The organism is Bacillus sp. REN16 (assembly GCF_020731355.1).
In the GTDB taxonomy this organism is placed as follows: domain Bacteria; phylum Bacillota; class Bacilli; order Bacillales; family Bacillaceae_L; genus Ferdinandcohnia.
In genome coordinates, this window is the sequence record NZ_JAJFZK010000010.1 from 217,168 (window position 1) to 228,285 (window position 11,118).

General features: G+C 38.3%; 12 protein-coding genes and 1 pseudogene. 11 read left to right on the forward strand and 2 right to left on the reverse strand.

The window, feature by feature from the left end; all coding sequences use genetic code 11:
• Positions 1–91 precede the first annotated feature (91 nt).
• Positions 92–937, forward strand: coding sequence for a DegV family protein (locus tag LKW28_RS15945; RefSeq protein WP_229141341.1), 846 nt, complete (start codon positions 92–94; stop codon positions 935–937).
• Position 938: 1 nt separating this feature from the next.
• Here the strand turns inward: LKW28_RS15945 and LKW28_RS15950 are convergent, their stop codons facing one another.
• Positions 939–1,184 (reverse strand): hypothetical protein, encoded by a 246-nt coding sequence (locus LKW28_RS15950; protein WP_229141342.1) that lies wholly within the window; start codon positions 1,182–1,184, stop codon positions 939–941.
• Positions 1,185–1,321: 137 nt separating this feature from the next.
• Here LKW28_RS15950 and LKW28_RS15955 point away from each other — a divergent pair, with 137 nt between their 5' ends.
• Both LKW28_RS15955 and LKW28_RS15960 read left to right on the forward strand, forming a co-directional pair.
• Entirely contained in the window at positions 1,322–1,969 is a 648-nt protein-coding gene (locus LKW28_RS15955) for an HD domain-containing protein (RefSeq protein ID WP_229141343.1), read from the forward strand.
• Positions 1,966–3,852, forward strand: coding sequence for an ABC-F family ATP-binding cassette domain-containing protein (locus LKW28_RS15960; protein ID WP_229141344.1), 1,887 nt, complete (start codon positions 1,966–1,968; stop codon positions 3,850–3,852). Before LKW28_RS15955 ends, LKW28_RS15960 begins: the two co-directional genes overlap by 4 nt.
• Positions 3,853–3,887: 35 nt before the next feature.
• Here the strand turns inward: LKW28_RS15960 and LKW28_RS15965 are convergent, their stop codons facing one another.
• On the reverse strand, positions 3,888–4,925 hold the full coding sequence (locus tag LKW28_RS15965) for a peptidoglycan-binding protein (protein WP_229141345.1): 1,038 nt from the start codon (positions 4,923–4,925) through the stop codon (positions 3,888–3,890).
• A 193-nt stretch (positions 4,926–5,118) separates the two neighbouring features.
• Here LKW28_RS15965 and LKW28_RS15970 point away from each other — a divergent pair, with 193 nt between their 5' ends.
• From LKW28_RS15970 to thyA, 8 genes and pseudogenes are all read left to right on the forward strand, one after another.
• On the forward strand, positions 5,119–6,243 hold the full coding sequence (locus tag LKW28_RS15970; RefSeq protein WP_229141346.1) for a conserved virulence factor C family protein: 1,125 nt from the start codon (positions 5,119–5,121) through the stop codon (positions 6,241–6,243).
• A 114-nt stretch (positions 6,244–6,357) separates the two neighbouring features.
• On the forward strand, positions 6,358–6,792 hold the full coding sequence (locus LKW28_RS15975; protein WP_229141347.1) for a BrxA/BrxB family bacilliredoxin: 435 nt from the start codon (positions 6,358–6,360) through the stop codon (positions 6,790–6,792).
• Between the two features lie 45 nt (positions 6,793–6,837).
• Positions 6,838–7,623 carry a class I SAM-dependent methyltransferase gene (locus tag LKW28_RS15980; RefSeq protein ID WP_229141348.1) on the forward strand — a complete coding sequence of 262 codons (786 nt, stop codon included), beginning with the start codon at positions 6,838–6,840 and terminating at the stop codon, positions 7,621–7,623.
• A gap of 43 nt (positions 7,624–7,666) precedes the next feature.
• Positions 7,667–7,798 carry a YuzL family protein gene (locus LKW28_RS15985; protein ID WP_229141349.1) on the forward strand — a complete coding sequence of 44 codons (132 nt, stop codon included), beginning with the start codon at positions 7,667–7,669 and terminating at the stop codon, positions 7,796–7,798.
• A gap of 362 nt (positions 7,799–8,160) precedes the next feature.
• On the forward strand, positions 8,161–8,763 hold the full coding sequence (locus LKW28_RS15990; RefSeq protein ID WP_229141350.1) for a YpjP family protein: 603 nt from the start codon (positions 8,161–8,163) through the stop codon (positions 8,761–8,763).
• Between the two features lie 177 nt (positions 8,764–8,940).
• Positions 8,941–9,672: an anthrax toxin lethal factor-related metalloendopeptidase gene (locus LKW28_RS15995; protein ID WP_229141351.1), complete on the forward strand. Its 732-nt coding sequence runs from the start codon at positions 8,941–8,943 to the stop codon at positions 9,670–9,672.
• Positions 9,673–9,788: 116 nt separating this feature from the next.
• A pseudogene (locus LKW28_RS16000) lies at positions 9,789–10,448 on the forward strand (thymidylate synthase); the annotation flags it as partial.
• 274 nt (positions 10,449–10,722) lie between these two features.
• Positions 10,723–11,022, forward strand: coding sequence for a thymidylate synthase (gene thyA / locus LKW28_RS16005; RefSeq protein ID WP_420708893.1), 300 nt, complete (start codon positions 10,723–10,725; stop codon positions 11,020–11,022).
• The last annotated feature ends 96 nt before the right edge of the window (positions 11,023–11,118 follow it).

An 11,118-nucleotide genomic window follows, 5' to 3' on the forward strand; every position in this document is an offset into this window, starting at 1 on the left:
GATTAAATTTTCAGATAATTATTCGTTTTCTATAATATTGTTATCCTATATATAGTAAAATATATATAATAGCAAAAGAGGGGGCGAAATTATGGGAAAAATCGCTTGGGTTACAGATAGTACAGGATTTTTAGATGAAGAGCTTTCGCATCATGAGGATATTTACGTCATCCCAATGACAATCTTTTTTGATGAAGAAGAATACCTAGATGGGGTTACGATTACACCTGCACAATTTTTTGAACGCTTAAAAACTGCTAAGACCACTCCGAAGACATCACAGCCTTCAATTGGGAGCTTTGTGGAATTATATAATAGTCTTGAAGATCAATATGATGAAATCATCTCTGTTCATATATCTGAAAAATTAAGTGGAACCGTTTCTTCTGCAAGACAAGCTGCCGAATTGGTTAATATTCCTGTAACGGTCATCGATTCAAAAATCCTAACGTATCCAATGACAAAATTGTTAAAAGAAGGCATGAAGCTTATACGGGATGGTGGGACATCGAAAGAAGTTGAAAATCATATTGGCGTCTTAGCTGGGAACCTGGAAACCTATGTTATCATTGGTAGCTTAGAGCAATTACATCGTAGCGGGAGAATGAACACGGCCCAATATTTTCTTGGAAGCATGCTGCAAATCAAGCCGGTCATACAGATTCTCGATGGTGCTCTGTCTGTCAAAGAAAAAGTTCGTTCGGAAAATAAAGCAACAAGTAAAATACTAGGTTACTTGAAGGAAGCAATCGCGAAAAATCAGATTGAAGAGGTCCATATTTTATATGGCTTGGACGATTCTAAAACAAAGGACTGGGAACAGCAAATTAGAGAATTTGCACCAGACACGATTCAAATTAAGGTGTGTCCTCTTGGAGTAGCGATTGGTGTCCATGCTGGTGAAAATACAATCGGGATTAGTTGGATGAATAAATAATCTATTTTACTAGCACATACTGAATCTCACTGTGTGATAAAGGTGCAATGGCAGCAATTTTATACCCGATGCTTAAAAATTGGGAGAGTGTTTCTGCACAATTTGGATTTGGCGGCTCTGTTGGTGCATGAAAGCTCTTATGAAGCAGCAGAAATTGATTGGTGCTCGTGTTACATGTAACCAATACGACATGACGTCCATACCATGCTGTTCCAATTTCCCGATGTAGATCATTTGGATGATACATATATGTTTTACCACCTTTCATGAGCTGGAGTTTCTCTAGCTTTTTTATTTTATGCAAGGTTTTAATTGTGTGCGACAGTATAGTTGCAGCTGTATTATGATACAATGGTTACGATATTGAAGGTAGTGGAGGAAAAAATGGAGCAACAACAAATAATTGAAGCAACAACAACGTTTGTAAAAAATATTTTAAAGCATGACAGCAGTGGCCATGATTGGTGGCATATCGAACGCGTCAGAAAAGCTGCAATCCAAATTGGCGAATTAGAAAAAGCTGATTTATTCATCATTGAAATGGCGGCATTATTACATGATGTAGCAGATGAAAAATTAAATAATTCGGAAGAAGAAGGCCTTCGGAATGTCCGTGATTGGCTGTCTTCTTTACATATATCTTTCTTGGAACAAGAGAAAATCCTCGAAATCATATCAACTATGTCCTTTAAGGGCGGAAATCGCGCTGCAATGAAAACAATTGAAGGACAGGTTGTACAGGACGCGGATCGATTGGATGCAATTGGAGCGATTGGTATTGCCAGAACCTTTGCTTATGCGGGTTCTCATGGTGATTTAATGTATGACCCTGATCTTCCATATCGTGATAATATGACGAAGGAAGAATACCGAAACGGCAAATCCACAGCAGTCAATCATTTTTATGAAAAATTATTAAAATTAAAAGACACTCTCAATACGAACGCAGCAAAAGATGTCGCGCAGGAACGCCATGATTTTATGATAGCGTTTCTTAATCAATTTTATAAAGAATGGAATGGACAGTTATGAGGCTTTTAACGGTTGAAAATCTATCAAAAAGCTATGCTGAGAAAACATTGTTTGAGGATATCTCGTTTAGCATAACGGATAATGAACGGATTGGTATAATTGGTGTTAATGGTACCGGAAAATCAACGCTTTTAAAAATCATAGCAGGTGTCGAAGAGGCTGATCATGGGGAAATCACCCATTCAAAGGGATACACCATCAGTTATTTACCACAGCAGCCTGATTTCACGCAAGGCAATACCGTTCTAGATCAAGTCTTCCAGGGCAATACACCGCTTCTTCGTTTATTGAAGGAATACGAGGAAGCTATGATTCGAATCGAAAAGGATCCGGTAAGTACATCGAATCAGGAAAAGCTATTTGATCTACAGCAAAAGATGGATGCCGCAAATGCGTGGGAAGCGAATTCAAACGCAAAGGCTGTGTTGTCCAAGCTAGGGATAACAGATTTTTCCCAAGCTGTGATGGAGCTTTCTGGTGGACAAAAGAAACGAGTCGCACTTGCTCAAAGCTTAATTGAAGTTCCGGATTTACTAATATTGGATGAGCCAACGAACCATTTAGATTACGAAACGATTAAGTGGCTTGAGGACTATCTAGCTAAATACAATGGAGCCCTGCTGGTTGTTACGCATGACCGCTACTTCCTCGATCGAGTCACGAACCGGATTATTGAGCTTGATGAGGGTAATCTTTATTCCTATACCGGAAACTATAGTAGTTTTTTAGAAGCCAAAGCAATTCGGATTGAGCAGGAGCAGGCTTCTGAGGTAAAACGTCAAAATTTATACAGACGTGAGCTGGCCTGGATTCGACGCGGTGCTAAGGCAAGGACAACAAAGCAAAAAGCACGGATACAACGTTTTGATGAAATTGAGAATGCAAAAAAGACGGTGAACACCGATACACTTGATATTTCTGTTGGTGGCAGCAGGCTAGGTAAAAAGGTGATTGAATTAAAGAATGTTTCAAAGAGCTTTAGTGGAACGAAAATTCTAAAGGAAGTAGATTTGCTCGTGAAACCAGGTGACCGAATTGGAATTGTGGGTCGTAATGGAAGCGGGAAATCCACATTATTAAATATTATTGCTGGCAGAATTCCAGTGGATACGGGTGAAATTGAGATAGGTCAAACGGTTAAGCTTGCCTATTATACTCAGGAAAGCATGGATTTGGACCTTAATAAACGGATGATTGAGTATATTAAGGAAACCGCTGAAATGATTCATACTCTTGATGGAAAAATGATTTCAGCTGCCCAAATGCTCGAGCGCTTCTTATTTCCAATGCATACTCATGGTACACCGATTCGCAAGCTTTCCGGTGGGGAACGAAGAAGATTGTATTTATTGAAAATCATTATGGGTGAACCGAATGTACTATTATTGGATGAGCCGACGAATGATTTGGATACTCATACTTTAACCGTGCTTGAGGATTATTTGGAGGACTTCCCTGGAGTTGTAATCACCGTATCACATGATCGCTATTTCTTGGACAAGGTTACAGACCAGCTCCTGGTATTTGAAGAAGGGCATAGGATTTCCACCTATTTTGGTGATTATTCAGATTATCTGGAGAAAAGCTCAGTAGAAGCAGCACAAGCCGTACAAAAAGTAAAAGTTGAAAAAACATCCACTGGAGAGACGCAGAAGCCTAAGAAAAAGAAGCTTTCTTATAAGGATCAGCTTGAATGGGATGAAATTGAAGGAAAAATCGAGGCCCAAGAAGAGAAGGTTGCTGCGCTTGTGAATGAAATAGAAGCAGCCGGAAGTGACTACCAGAAGGCACAGCAGGCAATGGACGACCATGCGAAGGAATCCGAGGTGCTAGACGAATTATTAGAAAGATGGGCGGAACTATCAGAACTCGTAAGTGAATAAGAAAGATGGCCCGGTCTGGTACCGGGCTCATTGCTTTACAACCTTTTTGCGCCTATATATCGTGATTGCCAGTAATTAATTGTCATATCATCAATACTAATGCCATCGGTCGAGTCTGCATGTATAAATTTATTGTTTCCCAGATATATTCCAGCATGTGACGGACCTGGCTTATACGTTTGGAAAAAGACAATATCACCAACGCTTGGTGCGGACACATTTGCCCCTTGGCTCCAAATGCCAGGTACCGTACGAGAAATATTCACTCCTTTTTGAGCAAATACAAATTGTAAAAATCCGCTACAATCAAATCCATTTGGGGAAGTACCGCCCCAGACATAAGGGACCCCTATATAATTCATCGCAATGGAGATTACACTAGCATCAACAGGCAATGCTTCAATAGTTTCAGCAGGTAATGACTCTTCGGTTTCGGGAGTTGAAATTGGACTAGGGTGAGCCGTTACAACCGTTGCTTTTTTGATGGTGAGACCTCTGACATTTTTATTTTTCATAATGTGATCAATCGTTTCGTCTGTTGCTAGCCCATTTGCTTCCAAATTGAACTTCTTTTGATAGGCCACCACACTGCCTTTTGTGACTGATTCAAATTTCCCATCTATCAAACCATTATAAAATCTTAATTTTTGTAATTTGGTTTGAAGCTGTTTTACCTCGGGACCCTCGTCGCCAACTGTATAGAAAGCGGGCTTTGGCTGTATAATGACTTCATTTAATTTTTCTAATGTGGTTTCCCCAGCGATTCCGTCGACCTCAATTTCATATAACTCTTGGAATCTCCTAACAGCTTCTTGGGTAGAGGCGCCAAAGTGACCATCAATTGTTTCATAGTAAAAATTTAACTTATGTAATTCAAATTGCAGAAAGCGAACTGGATAGCCAGTGTGACCGTAGCGCAATTCCTTTTTGGTATCGAATTGATAGTTTTTGTCTAGTAATGGATCTAAGTATTGTTTTTCAGATGCATCTGCAGCAAGTGGGGCGCCAAAGAAAAATCCAGCTGCAAGAGACGTTACGACAATGGCTTCCCGTGTTCCATAGCGTTTTTTCATTGAAGTTCCTCCTTGATGTTTGAAAAAGCGAAAGACTGTTCTAAAAATACCACACCCTTATGATATTTAGATAAATAGGATAATATGACATAAAATCTAGTTTTAGTACATTAGGCTAGGGTCTATAAATGGAAATTTGGTGATTTCTTGTGCTACAATTATGGTAATTGATTTCGTAGGAGGAGCGGTAGATATGAAAATTAAATCAATTGAACCAACGCCTAGTCCGAATACAATGAAGATTATATTAGACGAGGAACTGCCAAAGGGAAAAAGCAATAATTATAAAAAGGAAAACATAGATCAAGCACCAACGCTTATCAAAGAAATAATGGCAATCGAAGGTATTAAAGGTGTTTACCATGTTGCTGATTTCTTAGCGGTTGAAAGAAATGCAAGATATGATTGGCAGGAGCTTTTGCCCTCTGTACGTAAAGTCTTTGGGGAAGATGTATCTGAAAGTGGAAATGAGGGTCACAAACTTGACGAACATTTTGGAGAAGTGAAGGTTTTTGTACAAATGTATAAAGGTCTACCGATGCAGGTTAAGCTCCATGACGGTGAACAAGAGTTCCGTTTTGGATTACCTGATGTGTTCAGAGATGCATTACTGCGTGCCCAAGAGGTTTCAGGAAACGTTGTGTTGGAACGAGAATGGAAGGAACAGGGCGTTCGATATGGCAATCATGATGAAATTGGAAAAGAAGTTGTTGATGAGCTTGCTGCGGCTTATCCAAAAGAGCGACTTGACCGTATTGTAAAGCAAATATCAGATCAAACATCGGCTCCAACTGCCCCAAAACGGCAAGCTTATAAAGTTACGTTGGAAATGCTGAATGATCCTGACTGGACAAAACGCTATGCAAGCTTAGAACAAATGGATCCTGAGGAAGAAGATATTCCAGTACTGGCTAAAGCCTTAAAAGATGAAAAACCATCAATCCGTCGATTAGCAACTGTTTATTTTGGAATGATTGAAAAACCAAGTGTACTGCCATATTTATACGAGGCCTTAAAGGATAAGTCCGTTACTGTAAGAAGGACAGCAGGAGACTGTTTGTCCGATATCGGAGACCCTGCAGCAATTATGGCAATGTGTGAAGCCTTAAAGGATTCGAGTAAGCTAGTTAGATGGCGTGCTGCTATGTTTTTATTTGAGGTTGGCGATAAAACGGCATTGGAAGCTCTTAAAGCGGCTGAAAACGATCCAGAGTTTGAAGTGAAAATGCAAATTAAACTTGCTATCGAGCGAATTGCAGGCGGAGAAGAAGCAAAGGGCTCGGTTTGGAAACAAATGACGGAAAGCCGGAATAAATAATAACGCACCTTCTCAAAATTTAGTAAATGGTATATGATGGATGTTTGAAAATTGATTTTGCTAGTTCGAATATAGTATGCTTATTCTGTTGAAATGAAAAAGGGAGGGATTTATATGTCAATGGCATATGATGAATATATGAAGCAAATCGTGAAACCGATGCGCCAAGAGCTTGTTGTAGCGGGATTTGAAGAACTTCAAACAGATGAAGAGGTAGAAAACTTCATGGAGAAGGCAGAAGGAACTACACTTGTTGTTGTGAACTCTGTATGTGGTTGTGCTGCTGGACTAGCAAGGCCTGCTGTCACACAAGCGGTTCTTAATAACGAGAAAAAGCCGGATCGTCTTGTAACAGTATTTGCTGGTCAAGATAAAGAAGCAACTGCAAAGATGAGAGAGTACTTTGAAGGCTATGAGCCGTCATCTCCATCAATGGCATTACTAAAAGGCAAGGAAGTTGTGCACTTCATTCCACGACACGAAATTGAAACAAATTCAATGGAAGCTATCATGGAAAACGTAACTTCGGCATTAAATAAGCATTGTTAAAAAGATGACATTACGACATCTTTTTTTGCGCATACAGGTGATAGCATGATTATTACAACCGCTGGACGACCGAATGATGAAATGCTGAAATTGGCGAAAATTGTCGCTGCTGAACTTGATTCGCCATTTATTCAGAGGAATAGGAGATCCATAGCTGATCTTCATGAACTGAGTAAAGAGGATGTCCTTGTTGTTGGGAAAGATCGCATTGAAATACATCCTAGGCACGGGGACGAGCCATTATTTTTTCACCCAAATTCCGCAATGTTTCGCATGAAGCGTATTGTGAAGGGGGAACATGACCCTTTTATTCAAGCTTCTGGTTTGAAGGAAGGAAGCACCTTTTTAGATTGTACCTTAGGCATGGGATCTGACAGTATTGTCGCGAGCTTTGCCGTTGGCGAGACTGGAAAAGTTGTGTCCTTAGAAGGAAATAAATATTTGTTTTATCTGTTAAAAGGCGGGTTAAAAAGCTGGGATACCGGATTCGTAAATATGAATGAGGCAATGGACAGGATTGAAGTAAAACATGTGAAATATGAAAATTTTTTAGCTTCTTGTCCGCCAAAAAGCTTTGATGTTGTCTATTTTGACCCAATGTTTGAAGAAACAATTGAAGAGTCAGAAGGAATCCGGGGACTACGTCATTTTGCGGTTTATTCCACTTTAAGTCCCGAAACAATAGAACAGGCAAAACGAGTCGCCAAACAAAAAGTAGTGCTTAAGGACCACTGGAAAAGTCAGCAATTCGAAAGATATGGCTTCACCGTTTTTAAACGAAAAACAGCTAAATTCCATTTCGGTGTGATTGATGTAGGTGTTACTGAGTAATTTGCCACACCTTTGGTTATTTTATATAACGGAGGTGATGATTATGGGTAAACGTAAGAAAGATCCTACAACAATCGGTTTAGGCTCTCCAAATGTTGAAGGACAGGGGACGACGAATCATGAAACTGGACAAATGGAAATGGACTCGTCCAGAAAGAAGAAAAAGAAAAATTAGAAATGGGATTACATATTACTACAAAAATAAAGCCCGCTTAAAAAGCGGGTTTCCTCATTCAGTCACACAACAATAAACAAAATATGCCAATGTAACAACACTTGCGATACCAAAAATCCAATCCATAACCATGAATCCACCTTTCAATATGTATACTACCCCTATTTTAACAAATAATGAAGATTTTATGAACTTTATTTTTTCAAAATAATAGCTGATATGCTTTGATTGTGACAACTTTGCCTTACTAATTGGGCATTAATCCTTATTTTTTAGTATTTTCTTATTTTCATAGTGAAATTTTTTGCGAGATTGTGTTAAAATGGGCGTATAGGTAAATGTGTTGAAAGGGCGTTTTGGTTATGAAAAAATGGTTGCGTAAAGCATTAGTTGTTTCATTTTCCATTTTAACGCTTGGATTGGTAGCGCCTCCACCAGCCCTTACGATGGAGCAGCCGAATACGGATAAGCCAAGTAAGTTAAATGCGTTTAATGAACAAAATACTGAGTCGAAGTTATATACTGATTTCGAATCAAATTATGAAGACTATGGATATGATAGCAGAAACTTTGTTACGTATGCGATGACACAGGCAGAAACAAAATCTTTCGAAAAATTTGGAAGTAAAATTGGGCCAGTTATTGAAGATGAATTCCGTACTGGAATTTTACCAAGAATTGAAAGTGTCATTGAATTATTAGCGGAGCAATACCCAGCGGAAGATCTAGGCCAACTTGAAATTTCAGAGCAACCGACTGGCGGGAATGGAGAAAAGATTTTCCATATTTTCGATAAAGCAAGCGGGAAGGATATTGTCCGCTTCCATGTGCGCAAAGACCACCCGCCACAGGATGGCTATTGGTTTAATTTTCACTATCACACACATCATGACGGGTTCCAAACTCATCATGCATTAGGTGATATTTATTGGGATAAAAATACACCGCCGAAATGGCTAAGTTAATAAAAGGAAAAGGTGGTTCAAGGTCGCATTTGCGAACTCTTGGACTGCTTTTTTTGTCTGCATTTCTTCTAGCAGAACTTTCCACCCCTAGTCTAGCAGACTCGTTTTTCCAGATATGATATACTATTTTTACAATTTAGGACCTCATGAATCTACTACATTAGGGTGAACATTCTTATGAAAAAAACAGTTATTCTTACACTGCTCTTTGTACTTGTTGGATTTACCTATCATCCTGGTAAAGCGTCTCTTCATGGAATTCCTCTTAAAGAGTATCAATCTTTAACACTATATACTGAAACATCTAATTTAAAAAACTATGAAATGTTAAAAGAGATTATATTTTTACCAGAATCGAAGTTTAATGAATCTGCGGCAGCCCAAATGATTGAGCGTGTTAACCAAATTGATGACATTATTTTACAAGGATTAGTAGATCAAGGCGTAGTACTAAAGCTTTTTACTGGCCTTTTAACGGACGAGCCAACAGCTTCATATTTAAAAGGGAAAAAACCCCGCGGGTATAGTGAAACTGGTCCAACTTGGGATAATGTCCCTGGTATTGGCGGTTCAGAGGTTGTCCTAGCAAAGATTGGACATAGTGAAAAAGGGCAGGGCCATGGGTCGATTAATTTGGAGTTACATGAGCTTGCTCATTCGATTGATAAATTTGTATTTGATTCAATCAGCGAAGATCCGTATTTCCAATCAATTTGGAAAAAGGAAGTGAAACAGCTTTTTCCTGAGCGATCCTATTTTAGCGATTATCCAGAGGAGTACTTTGCTGAAGTCTTCGCAATGTACTATCTTTCTTCACAATCAAGAAATCAATTGCAACATACAGCACCAGTGACATACCAGTTTTTTCTCGAATTAAGTGAAACTCAGCAACGGATTGATAATGTATAAACGGCCTTTATCAAAGCGGAAAACAACTTCATCTTATTATTTTAAAAGATTAATAGAACTTTAGGCGAATCTTTAGTAGAATTATATTTAATCTTGTTATAAAGAGGTGGAAAAAGTTGAGGCATCAAGAATATGAATATCTTGATATGTGTAGTTATATTTTGGAGAACGGTTCTATAAAAGAAGACAGAACCGGAACAGGGACAAAATCGGTATTTGGTTATCAAATGCGTTTTGATTTAAATAAGGGATTTCCCTTATTTACAACTAAAAGTGTGGCATTTGAATTGGTGGCTAGTGAGTTATTATGGTTCATAAAAGGTGATACGAACATTAAATATTTACTTCAGCATAATAACAATATATGGAATGAATGGGCATTTAAAAAATGGATTGAAAGTGATGAATATGACGGTCCTGATATGAGTGATTTTGGTATTCGAAGTCAACAGGACGACAATTTTAAAAAGTTATATAAAGAACAGATGAAAAAATTCAAGAAATTAATACTTGAAGATGAAAGGTTTGCTGAAGAATTTGGAGAACTCGGTCCAGTTTATGGAAAGCAATGGAGAGAATGGGAAACAACTCGCGGAGAAACAATTGACCAGTTGAAAGATGTTATTGACCAAATTAAAAATAATCCTGATAGTAGAAGGCATTTAGTAGTGGCATATAATCCAGGAGAGGTTATAAATATGGCACTTCCTCCTTGTCATAGTTTGTTCCAGTTTTATGTATCTGATGGAAAATTAAGTTGTCAATTATATCAGCGTTAAATTCCAGAGCGCCTTTACGGAGTAATCCGTATTGAAAAACTCCTCTAATTCAGGGGAAGCCCAAACCGATAAGGGCGGTGGGTAATCCTGAGCCAAGCCTGTAAGTTAGGAAGGTGCAACGACCAGAACGTGATTGTTCGTAGAATGCAAGCGATTGGCATTCGAAATGGGGAGCATCCAATTTGGATGATAATATGGTCTAATCTATATGGAAACATATAGTGGCTCAATAAGGAGCAGGTTAAGTGTAGCGAACTTAATTGAATAAAATATATCTGGTGATGTTTTTATCGGTGTACCATTTAATGTAGCTAGTTATTCTTTACTAACTCATTTAATTGCACAAGAATGTGGTTTAGAGGTAGGAGAATTTATTCATACGTTTGGGGATGTTCATATTTATTTAAACCATATAGAACAAGTTTCTACTCAATTAAAACGTGAGCCCCGAAAATTCCCTACATTAAAATTAAATACCAATAAAAATTCAATTTTTGAATTTGAATTGGATGACATAGAAATAGTTGACTATAATCCTCATCCAAAAATTAAAGGCTCAATTGCTGTATAATAAAAAAGGCTTAAAAGGGTAATTTGATGACTGGACTAACCTAAAATAGTGAGACAATATAAAACACCTCCAAAATGGCAATACTTGAGATAAGTA

Bases quoted from the DNA above. Each gene is read 5' to 3' on its own strand.
- LKW28_RS15945 (WP_229141341.1), top strand. From the start codon at position 92: ATGGGAAAAATCGCTTGGGTTACAGATAGTACAGGATTTTTAGATGAA.
- LKW28_RS15950 (WP_229141342.1), bottom strand. From the start codon at position 1,184: ATGTATCATCCAAATGATCTACATCGGGAAATTGGAACAGCATGGTAT.
- LKW28_RS15955 (WP_229141343.1), top strand. From the start codon at position 1,322: ATGGAGCAACAACAAATAATTGAAGCAACAACAACGTTTGTAAAAAAT.
- LKW28_RS15960 (WP_229141344.1), top strand. From the start codon at position 1,966: ATGAGGCTTTTAACGGTTGAAAATCTATCAAAAAGCTATGCTGAGAAA.
- LKW28_RS15965 (WP_229141345.1), bottom strand. From the start codon at position 4,925: ATGAAAAAACGCTATGGAACACGGGAAGCCATTGTCGTAACGTCTCTT.
- LKW28_RS15970 (WP_229141346.1), top strand. From the start codon at position 5,119: ATGAAAATTAAATCAATTGAACCAACGCCTAGTCCGAATACAATGAAG.
- LKW28_RS15975 (WP_229141347.1), top strand. From the start codon at position 6,358: ATGTCAATGGCATATGATGAATATATGAAGCAAATCGTGAAACCGATG.
- LKW28_RS15980 (WP_229141348.1), top strand. From the start codon at position 6,838: ATGATTATTACAACCGCTGGACGACCGAATGATGAAATGCTGAAATTG.
- LKW28_RS15985 (WP_229141349.1), top strand. From the start codon at position 7,667: ATGGGTAAACGTAAGAAAGATCCTACAACAATCGGTTTAGGCTCTCCA.
- LKW28_RS15990 (WP_229141350.1), top strand. From the start codon at position 8,161: ATGAAAAAATGGTTGCGTAAAGCATTAGTTGTTTCATTTTCCATTTTA.
- LKW28_RS15995 (WP_229141351.1), top strand. From the start codon at position 8,941: ATGAAAAAAACAGTTATTCTTACACTGCTCTTTGTACTTGTTGGATTT.